Consider the following 13,508-nt stretch of genomic DNA (forward strand, 5'->3'; position numbering starts at 1 on the left):
CAACACTCCTTCGTCTTCAGGCCTAAAACAAATACACCGAACCAGAACACCATAGACGCTGTAACGGGTTGTTGCGCGGCGCGGCGTCCTGCCGACCGACGATGAGTCGGCTAACCGCCCAATGGCGCCGGATGCGGATGCATCACGGCGCGCTGCCGTTCTTCCTCGAGGAATTTCATGATGATCGGCGCCACGGCCTCGGCGCGGGTGATCAGGAACAGATGCCCGTCATCGATGATGTGCAACTGAGCATTGGGAATCCGCCAGGCCAGCATGCGCATGTTGATCAGCGGGATCAGAGGATCATCGTCACCTGCCAGCACCAGCGTCGGCTGGTTGATCTTGTGCAGCCAGTGAATGCTGGTCCAGCCGAGGCCGGCGAACAGCTGCCAGTAGTAACCGAGCTTGCCGGCCGAACGCACCTTTGCCGCATGGCTGGCGGCGAGTGTCGGATCGCGTCGGAACGAGCCGCCGTAGATCATTGGCGCAATGCGAATCACGTGAGAGGGCTGGATGTAGCGCCGTGGACTGGCCATCATCCACAGCACTTTCGGCTTGCCCGGCACCATCACCGCACCTGCCGCCGTCGCCGCCAGCACCAGTTTTTTGCAGCGCTCGGGATAGTCGTAGGCAAACTGCTGGGCGAGGGCGCCGCCCCACGACACACCGATCACGTTGACTCGCCCGTAATCGAGATAATCGAGCATCCGTGCCGTGAGTTTGGCCAGGCCCGGAAAACGATACGGCCGGTTCGGTGTCGACGAGCCACCAACACCCGGGACATCGAAAGCGATGACTTCGAGGTCCGGGTCCAACGCCGCGACGAACGGAAACACCAGCTCCAGGTTGGCGCCGATGCCATTGAAAATCAGCAAGGGCGTCAAGTGAGGCTTGCCGGGGCGTACCGCCGTGCGGAGGGTCTGGCCATCCAGGTCGACGGTACGAAAAATGAACGGTTGCGGCATGCTTCAAGCCCTGTGGGTTAATTATCCCGATCCGCTGCAGGTGCTGAGCAGGCTCCGCTCCTGCAGCGGATCGGGGTGTGTCATTTACCGCTCATGTACGTAAGTGCCTGGTGCAGCTTCACCCGCGGGGTAAGCCTTGTTGCCCAGTTTTGTCGGAGCTTTTTTCAGTTCGCCCGAACGTTCCGCTTGCCAGGCCTGCCAGTGCAGCCACCAGGAATCGGTGTGCTTGGTGGAATTTTCCTGCCAGTCCTCGGCCTTCATCGGCATCTCGGTGCTGGTCATGTAACGTGATTTCGGATTGCCCGGCGGGTTCAGAATGCTCTGGATATGCCCGCTGCTGGACAACACGAACTCAACCTTGCCACCGAACAGTTGCGCCGATTTGTAGCAGGACTTCCACGGGGTGATGTGGTCGTTGGTGCCGGCCAGGGAATAGATGTCCGCCGTGACCTGTTTCAGATCAATCGGCGTGCCGCACACTTCCAGTGCGTCCGGACGAATCAGCGGGTTGTTTTTGAACATCTCGATCAGGTCGCCGTGGAATGCGGCGGGCAACCGTGTGGTGTCGTTGTTCCAGAACAGAATGTCGAACACCGGCGGCTCGTTGCCGAGCAGGTAGTTGTTGACCCAGTAGTTCCAGATCAGATCGTTGGGCCGCATCCAGGCGAAGACCTTCGCCATGTCACGGCCTTCCAGCACACCGGCCTGATAGGAATGACGCTTGGCGGCTTCGAGGGTCTGCTCGTCGACGAACAGGGCCACGTCGCTGTCCAGCGTGGTGTCCAGCACGCTCACCAGCAAGGTGAGGGCGTTGACCTTCTTCTCGCCGATCGCGGCGTAGTGGCCCAGCAGCGCGGTGCAGGTGATGCCGCCCGAGCAGGCGCCGAGCATGTTCACGTCTTTGCTGCCGGTGATCGCGGTGACCACGTCGACCGCTTCCTTGAGCGCTTCGATGTAGGTCGAAAGACCCCACTCGCGTTGCTCCTTGGTCGGGTTGCGCCAGCTGACGATGAAAGTCTGCACGTGATTGCGCAGGCAAAAACGCGCCAGGCTTTTGTCCGGGCTCAGGTCGAATACATAGAACTTGTTGATCTGCGGCGGCACCACCAGCAACGGGCGCTCGTGCACCTGCTCGGTGGTCGGCCGGTACTGGATCAGCTCCAGCACGTCGTTGCGAAAGACCACGGCGCCTTCGGTCACGCCCAGGCTCTTGCCGACTTCGAACGCGCCCATGTTGACCTGGCTCGGCATACCGCCGTTGTGCACCAGATCCTTGGCCAGGTGCGAGAGGCCGTCGAGCAGGCTCTTGCCACCGGTTTCGAAGAAACGTTTGACCGCCGCCGGGTTGGCCGCACTGTTGGTCGGGGCCATGGCCTCGGTCATGAGGTTGATCACGAAATGCCCGCGTGCCACATCCTTGGGCCCGAGGTTGCTGTCGTCGATCCAGTCGTGGAGTTCCTTGCGCCACGCCAGGTAAGTTTGCAAATAACGTTTGTAGAGCGGGTTCTGGCTCCAGGCCGGATCGTGGAAGCGACGGTCATCGCTGGTCGGTTGCAGCTCGGACTTGCCGAAGAGCACGTTCTTGAGTTCAAGGCCGAAATGAGCGACATGCCTGGCGCTATGAATCGGTTGCCGGATGGCCTGCCTGAGCACCATTCGAGCAGAAGCCAGTAGATCCTTTCCACGCAGCCCAACGACAGGATTCAGCCCCAGGGTGTTTTCCGAGGCCTGATACTTCAAGTCATCGTTATTCTTGTTACTCATCTACGACGCTCCATTGTCCTGAGACGAGTACCAGGGTCCAGCTGTGTAGGTACACAGCCAATGCCAGGTACTACTGCTCGGGTGACCGTTAATTCTGCATCGCTGCTTTTTCGTTCGCAGAGAGCACTGCAGGGAACTTGCCAGCTCCATTGGTTACCCGAGTTTAATTTTTTTCGCAAGCAGGCCAATGACTGGCCTCGCGGCCAAGCATTCAAACAGATGAAATTAGAAAATGCCCTCTAAAGCGCAAGAAGCCTGGGCTAGAGCATCAGCTTGACGACAGACTCGTTCGGGTCGCGGGTCTTTCCGGCCGCTTTCAGTTCGGCAAGATAATCGTTCCAGAGATCCTCCTGACGCACGCCCAACTGGTACAAGTAATCCCAGGTGAACAGGCCGCTGTCGTGGCCATCGTCGAAGGTCAATTTCAGTGCGTACTGACCGGCCGGTTCTACCTTGGTCAGGCCTACGCCGATCTTGCCAAATTGCAGGATAGGTTTGCCGTGGCCCTGGACCTCGGCGGAAGGAGAGTGCACGCGCAGGAACTCGGCGGGCAGGTGATGCTCCTCGCCGGACGCGTATTTCAGCGACAGGGTTTTCGAGGCTTTGTGCAGCTTGATGTCGGTGGGGAGTTGGGTCGTCATGGGCCGGTCATCCGTCTTGAGGGTGGCGGGTGATCCTGTGGCGAGGGAGCTTGCTCCCGCTCGGCTGCGCAGCAGTCGTAAATCCGGCGAACGGGTTTTGCTGACAGACAGCATTCGCCGATTTCGGGGCCGCTTCGCGACCCAGCGGGAGCGAGCTCCCTCGCCACAGGAGCCCGCTCACACAGAATGTTGCTTACAGGATATAACGGGACAGGTCTTCGTTCTGCGCCAATTCGCCCAGGTGGCTGTTGACGTAGTCGGCGTCGATCAGGATCACCTTGCCGTCGTGGGCGCTGGCCAGGTCACCGGCGCTGAACGACACCTCTTCGAGCAGTCGCTCAAGCAAGGTGTGCAGGCGACGGGCACCGATGTTCTCGGTCTTCTCGTTGACCTGCCAGGCGATCTCGGCGATGCGCTTGATGCCGTCCGGCTGGAACTCGATGGCCAGGCCTTCGGTTTTCAGCAGTGCGCAATATTGCTCGGTGAGCGACGCGTGCGGCTCGCTGAGAATGCGTTCGAAATCTTCCGGTGTCAGCGCTTTCAGCTCGACACGGATCGGCAGACGACCTTGCAACTCAGGCACCAGATCGCTCGGCTTGCTCAAGTGGAATGCGCCGGAAGCGATGAACAGGATGTGGTCGGTCTTGACCATGCCCAGTTTGGTGTTGACGGTGCAGCCTTCGATCAGCGGCAGCAGGTCGCGCTGTACGCCTTCACGAGACACATCGACGCCACCGGAGTTACCGCGCTTGGCCACCTTGTCGATTTCGTCGATGAACACAATGCCGTGCTGCTCGACCGCTTCCAGCGCCTTGGCCTTCAACTCTTCATCGTTGACCAGGCGGCTGGCTTCTTCGTCGCGCACCAGCTTCAGCGCTTCCTTGACCTTAAGCTTGCGGCTCTTGCGTTTGCCCTTGCCCATGTTGGCGAACAGGCTTTGCAGCTGGTTGGTCATTTCTTCCATGCCCGGTGGCGCGGAGATATCGACGCCGGCCACTTCGGCGACTTCGATTTCGATCTCCTTGTCATCCAGCTGACCTTCGCGCAGGCGCTTGCGGAACAGCTGGCGGGTGTTGGAGTCGGCCGACGGGGTGTCATCGTTGCTGAAACCCATGCGCGCCGGTGGCAGCAGGGCGTCGAGGATGCGCTCTTCGGCGGCGTCTTCGGCGCGGTGGCGAACCTTGGTCATTTCCTGTTCGCGCAGCAGCTTGATAGCGGCGTCAGCCAGATCACGAATGATCGACTCGACGTCGCGACCGACGTAGCCGACCTCGGTGAACTTGGTCGCTTCGACCTTGATGAACGGCGCGTTGGCCAGTTTGGCCAGGCGACGGGCGATCTCGGTTTTACCGACACCGGTCGGGCCGATCATCAGGATGTTCTTGGGTGTGACTTCAACGCGCAGTTCTTCCGGCAGCTGCATCCGGCGCCAGCGGTTGCGCAGCGCGATGGCGACGGCGCGCTTGGCATCGTCCTGGCCGATGATGTGACGATTGAGTTCGTGGACGATTTCACGGGGAGTCATGGACATAGTAATTGGCGGTCCTCAAGCAAAAGTGAGCCGTGGCGCTAAGGCCGGAACAGGCTTACTCGGCGAGGTCCTGCTCCTCAATGGTGAAGGTGTGGTTGGTGAATACGCAGATGTCGCCGGCGATGCCGAGCGCGGTTTCGACGATTTCGCGGGCGGACAGATCGGTTTTCTTCAGCAGCGCGCTGGCGGCAGCCTGGGCGTAACCGCCACCGGAACCCATGGCGATCAGGCCTTCTTCGGGTTCGACCACGTCGCCGTTGCCGGTGATGATCAGGGACGCGTCTTTGTTGGCGACCGCGAGCATGGCTTCGAGGCGGCTGAGGGAGCGGTCGGTGCGCCATTCTTTGGCGAGTTCGACGGCGGCGCGAACCAGGTGACCTTGATGTTTCTCGAGCTGGCCTTCGAAGCGCTCGAAGAGGGTGAAGGCGTCAGCGGTGGCCCCGGCAAAACCGGCGATAACCTGGCCGTGGTACAGGCGACGAACTTTCTTCGCGTTGCCTTTCATCACGGTATTGCCGAGAGAAACCTGGCCGTCGCCGCCCATGACGACTTTGCCGTGGCGGCGAACTGAAACGATGGTGGTCAAGGGAGAGTCTCCACGCAGCGGGGCGAAAATGCCTTATGCCAACTCATATGGGGGTGGTGGAGCGTTTTTCAACTGCGGGGTATGGCGGGGGACGAGCGGTGTGCAGCTCGCAAAAAAGGCTTGGAGCGAATACCTGTGGCGAGGGAGCTTGCTCCCGCTCGGCTGCGAAGCAGTCGTAAATCCGGCCATCGCGGTTTGTCTATAAGCCGCGATGGCTGAATTGGGAGCGCTTCGCACTCCAGCGGGAGCAAGCTCCCTCGCCACAAAGCAGGTTGTGTCCCGGGGGAATCAGCGGTTCTGGCGTTGTTGTAACAACAGGTTGCTGAAGCCCGCGCCGGCCAGTTGCTTCTGCGCGGTGGTCAGTTGTTCGCGGTTGCTGAACGGTCCAACCAAAACGCGATACCAGGTCTCGTCTTTGACCGTGCCGGATTCAACCGCCACCGCCTGACCGAGCAAGATGATCTGCGCACGCACCTTGTCGGCATCGGCTTCCTTGCGGAACGAGCCGGCCTGCAGGAAAAACTTGGTCACCGGCGCGGCCTTGGCCACGGGTGGCGGCGGTGGCGGGGTGATGCCGGCCAATGCCGCTTGAGCGCGCGCAGTGTCGATCTTCGCCGCTTCCGCTGGTGTGACCGGCGTGGTCGGTACAGCCGGCGTCGGCGGCGTTTTCTCCGGCACGGCATCCGGCGGCACGATCACTTCCGATTCCGGCAGCAGGGTGTAGAAGTCGTACTTCGGCTTCACCGGTTGCGTCGGGCTCGGCGGGGTCTTGTTGGCCTCGGCGATCTTGCTGGCTTTCTGCTGCTCGATCTTCTCGCGCTTGACGCTCTCGCTACCCTTGCCCGGTTCCAGCTTCATCAGGAACACAATGAACGCGCCGACCGTCAGGCCGATGGCCATCCACAGCCAGCCCGGAATCGGTTGCTTTGCAGGAGCTTGGTAACGGCTGGCGCCACGCTTGGGTGCAGGTTTTTTCTTGGCAGCCAACTTACATACGCTCCAGAGTTTCCAGACCCAAGAGTTCCAGGCCTTGCTTGAGAGTGCGGCCGGTCAGCGCGGCGAGGCGCAGGCGGCTTTGCATTTGCGCCGGGGTTTCAGCGCTGAGGATCGGGCAGTTCTCGTAGAAGCTGGAGAACAGGCCGGCAACGTCGTACAGGTAGGTGCAGAGGATGTGCGGGGTGCCTTTCTCGGCCACGTTGTTCAGTATTTCACCGAATTGCGCGAGTTTGGCAGCCAGCTCATGTTCATGCGCGGCTTCCAGGACGATCTGCCCTTCGACTTCGCTGAAGTCCTTGCCGAGCTTGCGGAACACGCCCGCCACGCGGGTATACGCGTACAGCAGGTACGGCGCGGTGTTGCCTTCGAAGTTCAGCATCAGGTCGAAGTTGAAGCTGTAGTCGCTGGTGCGGTGCTTGGACAGGTCGGCGTATTTCACCGCGCCAATGCCCACGACCTTGGCGATGTTGCGCAGCTCGGCCTCGGCCAGCTCCGGGTTCTTGTCCTTCACCAGGGTGTAGGCGCGTTCCTGGGCTTCGGTCAGCAGGTCGATCAGCTTCACGGTGCCGCCATCACGGGTCTTGAACGGACGGCCATCGGCGCCATTCATGGTGCCGAAGCCCATGTGTTCCATTTCCATCGGGTGCGTCACGAAGCCGGCCTTGCGGGCGACCGCGAACACTTGCTGGAAGTGCAAGGCCTGGCGCTGGTCGACAAAATACAGCGCGCGATCAGCCTTCAGCTTGCCGCTGCGGTAACGCACGGCCGCCAGGTCGGTGGTCGCATAGAGGTAGCCGCCATCCGCCTTGACGATGATCACCGGCAGCGGGTCGCCGTCGGCGTTCTTGAATTCGTCGAGGAACACGCACTGCGCGCCGTTGCTCTCGACCAGCATGCCGGCGGCCTTGAGGTCGTTGACCACGTTGATCAGGTCGTCGTTGTAGGCGCTTTCGCCCATCACGTCGGCCATGGTCAGTTTGACGTTCAGCAGTTCGTAGATTTTCTGGCAGTGGGACAGCGAGATGTCCTTGAACTTGGTCCACAGCGCCAGGCAGTCCGGGTCGCCGGCTTGCAGCTTGACCACCAGGCCACGGGCGCGGTCGGCGAACTCTTCGGATTCGTCGAAGCGTTGCTTGGCGGCGCGGTAGAAGTTTTCCAGGTCCGACAGCTCGTCGCTGGTGATCGGGTTTTCCTGCAAGTACGCCATCAACATGCCGAACTGGGTGCCCCAGTCGCCCACGTGGTTCTGGCGGATCACTTCGTCGCCGAGGAATTCCAGCACCCGGGCCACGCCGTCGCCGATGATGGTCGAGCGCAAGTGACCGACGTGCATCTCTTTTGCCAGGTTCGGTGCGGACAGATCGACAACCGTGCGTTGCACCGGGCCGGCCTTGCGTACGCCGATGTGCTCGTCGGCCAAAGCGGCGTCGAGGCGCGTAGCCAGGGCCTGGGTATTCTGGAAGAAGTTCAGGAAGCCAGGACCGGCGATCTCGGTCTTGGTGACGTTCTCGTCGGCCGGCAGTGCAGCGATGATTTTTTCGGCCAGATCCCGCGGCTTCATGCCGGCAGGCTTGGCCAGCATCATGGCGATGTTGCTGGCGAAATCGCCGTTCTTCTTGTCGCGGGAGTTTTCCACCTGGATCGCCGGCGACAGGCCTTCAGGCAACACACCTTCGTTGACGAGTTGGGTGATGGCTTGTTGGATCAGCTGGCGAATGGTGTCTTTCATGGTCTTCTCTTTCGACCGCAAGCGCGGCGGCGCTTCGATGCGCTGGTGGAAAAACTGGGCATTATCCGTTGCGAAGGCGGGCTTGCCAACCATTGTAGGTTCATTGCGGACTTACGGCGGATGATTCCCTTGTGGCGAGGGAGCTTGCTCCCGCTGGGGCGCGTAGCGGTCCTAAATCAGTCGCCTTAATCTGTCTGGCGGTTCTCGGTTGGCAGTTTGCGGCCGCTTCGCAATCGAGCGGGAGCAAGCTTACTCGCCACTGGGTTTCAGTATAAATCTACAGGGTCGACATCCAGCGACCAGCGCACCGCCCGCCCGCTCGGCATCTGCTCCAGTACCAGCAACCAATTGGCCAGTAACCGATGCAGCGGCGCCCGCGCCGTCGCTTGCAGTAACAACTGCGCGCGATAACGCCCGGCCCGGCGTTCCATCGGCGCCGGCACTGGCCCTAGCAGCTCGATCCCGGTCAGGTTCTGTTCGGCCAGCAACCGTTCAGCCTCACTGCATGCTTCATCCAGAAACCCTTCCGCCTGCCCCGGTTTGTGCGCTTCCGCCCGCAGCAGCGCCAAATGTGCAAATGGCGGCAAACCGGCAGAACGCCGCTCGCTCAGCGCCTGCTCGGCAAAGGCGAAGTAACCTTGTTCGGTCAATTGCACCAGCAGCGGATGATCCGCCAGATGCGTCTGGATAATCACCTTGCCCGGCTCTTCAGCCCGGCCCGCACGTCCGGCCACCTGAACGATCAGTTGCGCCATGCGCTCGCTGGCGCGGAAGTCGCCGGAGAACAGTCCGCCGTCGGCATCGAGAATCGACACCAGCGTTACTCGTGGAAAGTGATGCCCTTTGGCAAGCATCTGCGTGCCCACCAGAATGCATGGCTGACCCTTCTGAATGGTCGCGAACAACTGATTCATCGCGTCCTTGCGCGATGTGCTGTCGCGGTCGACCCGCAGCACCGGCACGTCCGGAAACAGGATGGCCAGGCGTTCTTCGGCACGTTCGGTGCCGGCGCCGACGGGTCGCAAGTCGACCTTGCCGCATTTCGGACAGTGCCGGGGCACGCGTTCGACGTAGCCGCAATGGTGGCAGCGCAGTTCGCCGGAGCGCTGGTGCACGGTCATCCGCGCGTCGCAGCGCTGGCATTCGGACATCCAGCCACAGTCGTGGCACAACAGCGTCGGCGCGAAACCTCGACGGTTGAGAAACACCAACACTTGTTGGCCGGCTGCGAGTGTCTGGCCAATGGCTTGCTGCATTGGCCCGGAAATACCGCTGTCGAGCGGGCGACTTTTCACATCCAGGCGAAGGAAGCGCGGTTGCTTCGCGCCGCCCGCCCGCTCGTTCAGCCGTAGGAGGCCGTACCGACCGGTGTAGGCGTTGTGCAGGCTTTCCAGCGAAGGCGTGGCAGAGCCGAGCACGATCGGGATGTTTTCCTGTCGTGCGCGCACCAATGCCAGGTCGCGGGCGTGATAGCGCAGGCCTTCCTGCTGTTTATAGGAGCCGTCGTGCTCTTCGTCGATGATGATCAGGCCGGGATTTTTCATCGGTGTGAACAGCGCCGAGCGGGTGCCGATAATAATGTCGGCGTCGCCATCCCGGGCGGCGAGCCAGGCTTCAAGACGCTCGCGGTCGTTGACCGCCGAGTGGATCAGCGCGATGCGCGCATTGAATCGTTGCTCGAAGCGCGCCAGGGTTTGCGGGCCGAGGTTGATCTCCGGGATCAACACCAGTGCTTGCTTGCCGGCTTCGAGGGTTTCACGAATCAGCTGCAAATAGACTTCGGTCTTGCCGCTGCCGGTGACGCCGGCCAGCAGGAACGCGTGATAACTGTCGAACCCGGCGCGAATCGCTTCATAAGCGGCCCGTTGCTCAGGGTTGAGCGGCAACTCGGGTTGCGCCAGCCAATGCTCGTGGCGCGCGCCGGGAGCGTGCTTGCGGATTTCGACTTGCACCAGGTCCTTGGCCAGCAGCAGGTCGAGGCTGTCCTTGCTCAGCATCAGTTTGCTCAGCAATTGATGAGCGACGCCGTGGGGATGCTGGGCCAGTGTCGCCAGCGCTTCACGCTGACGCGGGGCGCGGGCGATACGCGGGTCATCGAGGCTGGCGCCAGGCGCGGCGGACCAGAAACGTTCCTGGCGCGCTTCGGCCAGCTCACCCTGACGCAACAACACCGGCAGCGCCCAGCTCAAGGTGTCGCCGAGGCTGTGCTGATAATACTGAGAGGTCCACAGGCACAGCTTGAATAATGCGGGTGGCAAGGGCGGTGTGGCGTCGAGCAGGGCCAGGGCCGGTTTGAGTTTTTCTGCCGGTACTTCACTGGTGTCGGTGACCTCCACCAGAATCCCGATCATCTCCCGCCGGCCGAACGGCACCCGCAAGCGCATGCCCGGTTGCAACTGGTCGCGCAGGACCCCGGCAGGGGCGCGGTAATCGAACAGGCGGCGCAGGGGCGAAGGCAGGGCGAGGCGCAGAATGGCGTCGGGCACGCGGCTATTTTCTCGATGATTGAGCGGTGAGGAAGGCCGGGAGCCTAGCAGACGGTCGGTCTCAGCGACAGCTTGCGTGATTGAGATTGTCTGGTAGAATCCGCGGCCTAATTACGTGCGGTATTCAACAATGGTGTTGAGTGGCGGCACGCTAGCCTGAGGAATTCATCATGAAAGCCGATATCCATCCAACATACGAAATCACCGCAGTTACCTGCAGCTGTGGCAACAAGTTCGAAACTCGTTCGAACCTGGCCAAGCCTCTGGCGATCGACGTATGCAACGAGTGCCACCCGTTCTACACCGGTAAGCAGAAGACTCTGGATACTGGCGGCCGTGTACAGCGCTTCGCAGACCGCTTCGGTGCTTTCGGCAAGAAGCCTGCTGCTGCAGCAGAGTAAGGTTCGAAAGCCCCATGGGCTTTACCTTGCTAATGAAAAAGGCGTCCCTCGTGGGCGCCTTTTTTGTGTCCGCGATTTGGTTCTCGGGCGCCCAGGCCTTCTGCCCTGTGCCGAGTGGGCTGGCGTCGGTCGCGGTGCAACGCGTGGTGGATGGCGACACAGTGCGCCTGAGCGATGGCCGCAGTGTGCGCATGATTGGCTTGAATACGCCGGAGCTGGGCAAGCAGGGCCGCTCCGACGAGCCGTTCGCCGTGGCGGCGCGCAAACGTCTGGAAGCCTTGGTGGCTGCCAGCGACGGGCGGGTCAGCGTGCTCCCGGGTAAAGAGAGCAAGGATCACTACGGTCGCACCCTTGCACACCTCTATGGCGCCGATGGCGTCAACCTCGAAGCGCAGATGCTCGCTGAGGGCCTTGGGTTTCAGGTGGCGGTCGCGCCGAATGTCGATCTGGTCACCTGTCAGCAAGCGGCGGAACACAGTGCGCGACAGGCCGGGCTCGGCGTTTGGCGTCAGTCACCTGTACTGAAAGCGGAGCAGATCAACGCGTCCGGTTTCGCCGTGGTCAGTGGGCGTGTGAGCAAGGTTCAGCGCAATCGCGGCGGCGTTTGGATCGAGTTGCAGGATTCGCTTGTACTGCGAGTTGCACCCAATTTGCTGGGGCAGTTCGACGTCGCGGCGCTGGAGCGCTTGAAGGGCAGCCAGATCGAGGCACGTGGCTGGGTGGTGGACCGTTCCCGCCGTGGCGGATTGAAACAGGGGCAGGCGCGCTGGCTCCTGCCTCTGACCGATCCGGCGATGCTGCAAGCGGCGCCCTGATAAAAAATTGTAGACATTTTTTATGTCGATTGTGAACAGTCTATCCCTTATGTTCCGTGGCTCTTGGCCCAAAGTCGTAGGGCCGGGCGCTTGACAGGGGTGACTGGTCAGTCTTGTGGGGACTTTGCGAGGCGCGTATCCTCGCTGACCAGTCTGTCCAACAGTAAAAGCGGAATGCCCCCATGTCTGATCTGAAAACTGCCGCTCTCGAATATCACGCCCATCCTCGTCCAGGTAAGCTGAGTGTCGAGCTCACCAAGGCCACCGCTACCGCCCGCGACCTGTCGCTGGCCTACAGCCCCGGCGTAGCCGAACCAGTACGCGAAATCGCTCGCGACCCTGAACTGGCCTACAAATACACCGGCAAAGGCAACCTGGTTGCAGTCATTTCCGATGGCACCGCGATTCTGGGCCTGGGCAACCTCGGCCCGTTGGCTTCCAAGCCCGTGATGGAAGGTAAAGGCGTGCTGTTCAAGCGCTTCGCCGGCATCGACGTATTCGACATCGAAGTCGATTCCGAAAGCCCGCAAGCCTTCATCGACACCGTTAAGCGTATCTCCATTACCTTCGGTGGCATCAACCTGGAAGACATCAAGGCGCCTGAGTGCTTTGAGATCGAACGTGCTCTGATCGAGCAGTGCGACATTCCAGTGTTCCACGATGACCAGCATGGCACCGCGATCGTGACCGCGGCCGGTATGATCAACGCCCTGGAAATCGCTGGCAAAACCCTCGCCGACGCCAAGATCGTCTGCCTGGGCGCCGGTGCTGCCGCCATCTCCTGCATGAAATTGCTGGTGAGCATGGGCGCCAACATCGAAAACATCTACATGGTCGACCGTACCGGTGTGATCCACTCCGGCCGTGACGACCTGAACCAGTACAAGGCTGTCTTCGCTCACGCGACCGACAAGCGCACCTTGGCAGATGCCCTGCAAGGCGCGGACGTGTTCGTTGGCCTGTCCGGCCCGAACCTGCTGAGCGCTGAGGGCCTGAAGTCCATGGCGGCCAACCCGATCGTATTCGCGTGCTCGAACCCGGATCCGGAAATCGCCCCGGAACTGGCTCACGCTACCCGTGACGACGTGATCATGGCCACCGGCCGTTCGGACTACCCGAACCAGGTCAACAACGTACTGGGCTTCCCGTTCATCTTCCGTGGTGCCCTGGACGTTCGCGCCAAGCGCATCAACGAAGAGATGAAAGTGGCGGCGGCCAACGCCCTGCGTGAACTGGCCAAACTGCCGGTTCCTCAGGAAGTGTGCGACGCCTACGGCGGCATCAAACTGGAATTCGGCCGTGAGTACATCATCCCGAAACCAATGGATGCCCGTCTGATCACCCTGATCTCCGATGCCGTGGCCAAGGCTGCGATCGAGACCGGTGTGGCCACCCTGCCGTATCCGAAGAACTACCCGCTGAAAAGCGTGGATGACGTGTTCAACGGCTAAGCCGTTGTAGCGCTTCGATCAGAGGCCCCGATTCGTATGAGTCGGGGCCTTTTTGCATCTGGGCCTTTGTATCGCCCGCGAAGAGGCCGCGTCATACAGCGTAGAAACGACAGGCGATAAAAAGCCCCGCACTTCCATCGAAG

The 13,508-nt window shown here is 61.2% G+C and carries 11 protein-coding genes; 3 read left to right on the plus strand and 8 right to left on the minus strand.

Annotated elements, in window-relative coordinates:
• Window positions 1-110: 110 nt before the first annotated feature.
• From phaZ to B723_RS07430, 8 genes are all read right to left on the minus strand, one after another.
• The gene (gene phaZ, locus B723_RS07395; RefSeq protein WP_017336109.1) at window positions 111-965 is read right to left on the minus strand and encodes a poly(3-hydroxyalkanoate) depolymerase; all 855 of its coding nucleotides are present in this window, start codon (window positions 963-965) and stop codon (window positions 111-113) included.
• Window positions 966-1,049: 84 nt separating this feature from the next.
• Window positions 1,050-2,729, minus strand: a complete 1,680-nt coding sequence (gene phaC, locus B723_RS07400; protein ID WP_017336110.1) for a class II poly(R)-hydroxyalkanoic acid synthase — start codon at window positions 2,727-2,729, stop codon at window positions 1,050-1,052.
• A 260-nt stretch (window positions 2,730-2,989) separates the two neighbouring features.
• The gene (locus tag B723_RS07405; RefSeq protein ID WP_017336111.1) at window positions 2,990-3,370 is read right to left on the minus strand and encodes a gamma-butyrobetaine hydroxylase-like domain-containing protein; all 381 of its coding nucleotides are present in this window, start codon (window positions 3,368-3,370) and stop codon (window positions 2,990-2,992) included.
• Window positions 3,371-3,563: 193 nt separating this feature from the next.
• Entirely contained in the window at window positions 3,564-4,901 is a 1,338-nt protein-coding gene (gene hslU / locus B723_RS07410; RefSeq protein ID WP_017336112.1) for an ATP-dependent protease ATPase subunit HslU, read from the minus strand.
• A gap of 55 nt (window positions 4,902-4,956) precedes the next feature.
• Window positions 4,957-5,487 carry an ATP-dependent protease subunit HslV gene (gene hslV, locus B723_RS07415; RefSeq protein WP_007899242.1) on the minus strand — a complete coding sequence of 177 codons (531 nt, stop codon included), beginning with the start codon at window positions 5,485-5,487 and terminating at the stop codon, window positions 4,957-4,959.
• A 288-nt stretch (window positions 5,488-5,775) separates the two neighbouring features.
• Window positions 5,776-6,474 carry an SPOR domain-containing protein gene (locus B723_RS07420; RefSeq protein WP_017336113.1) on the minus strand — a complete coding sequence of 233 codons (699 nt, stop codon included), beginning with the start codon at window positions 6,472-6,474 and terminating at the stop codon, window positions 5,776-5,778.
• Window position 6,475: 1 nt separating this feature from the next.
• Entirely contained in the window at window positions 6,476-8,212 is a 1,737-nt protein-coding gene (gene argS, locus B723_RS07425; protein WP_031318290.1) for an arginine--tRNA ligase, read from the minus strand.
• A 266-nt stretch (window positions 8,213-8,478) separates the two neighbouring features.
• Window positions 8,479-10,698 (minus strand): primosomal protein N', encoded by a 2,220-nt coding sequence (locus B723_RS07430; RefSeq protein WP_017336115.1) that lies wholly within the window; start codon window positions 10,696-10,698, stop codon window positions 8,479-8,481.
• A gap of 170 nt (window positions 10,699-10,868) precedes the next feature.
• Between B723_RS07430 and rpmE the strand changes: the two genes are divergently transcribed.
• The 3 genes from rpmE (at window position 10,869) to B723_RS07445 (ending at window position 13,365) form a co-directional block, all read left to right on the plus strand.
• On the plus strand, window positions 10,869-11,099 hold the full coding sequence (gene rpmE / locus B723_RS07435) for a 50S ribosomal protein L31 (protein WP_017336116.1): 231 nt from the start codon (window positions 10,869-10,871) through the stop codon (window positions 11,097-11,099).
• Between the two features lie 14 nt (window positions 11,100-11,113).
• Window positions 11,114-11,914, plus strand: a complete 801-nt coding sequence (locus tag B723_RS07440; RefSeq protein WP_031318292.1) for a thermonuclease family protein — start codon at window positions 11,114-11,116, stop codon at window positions 11,912-11,914.
• Window positions 11,915-12,096: 182 nt separating this feature from the next.
• Window positions 12,097-13,365: a malic enzyme-like NAD(P)-binding protein gene (locus tag B723_RS07445; RefSeq protein WP_017336118.1), complete on the plus strand. Its 1,269-nt coding sequence runs from the start codon at window positions 12,097-12,099 to the stop codon at window positions 13,363-13,365.
• Window positions 13,366-13,508: the final 143 nt, after the last annotated feature.

Origin of the sequence: Pseudomonas fluorescens NCIMB 11764 (assembly GCF_000293885.2) — a bacterium.
GTDB lineage: Bacteria > Pseudomonadota > Gammaproteobacteria > Pseudomonadales > Pseudomonadaceae > Aquipseudomonas > Aquipseudomonas fluorescens_B.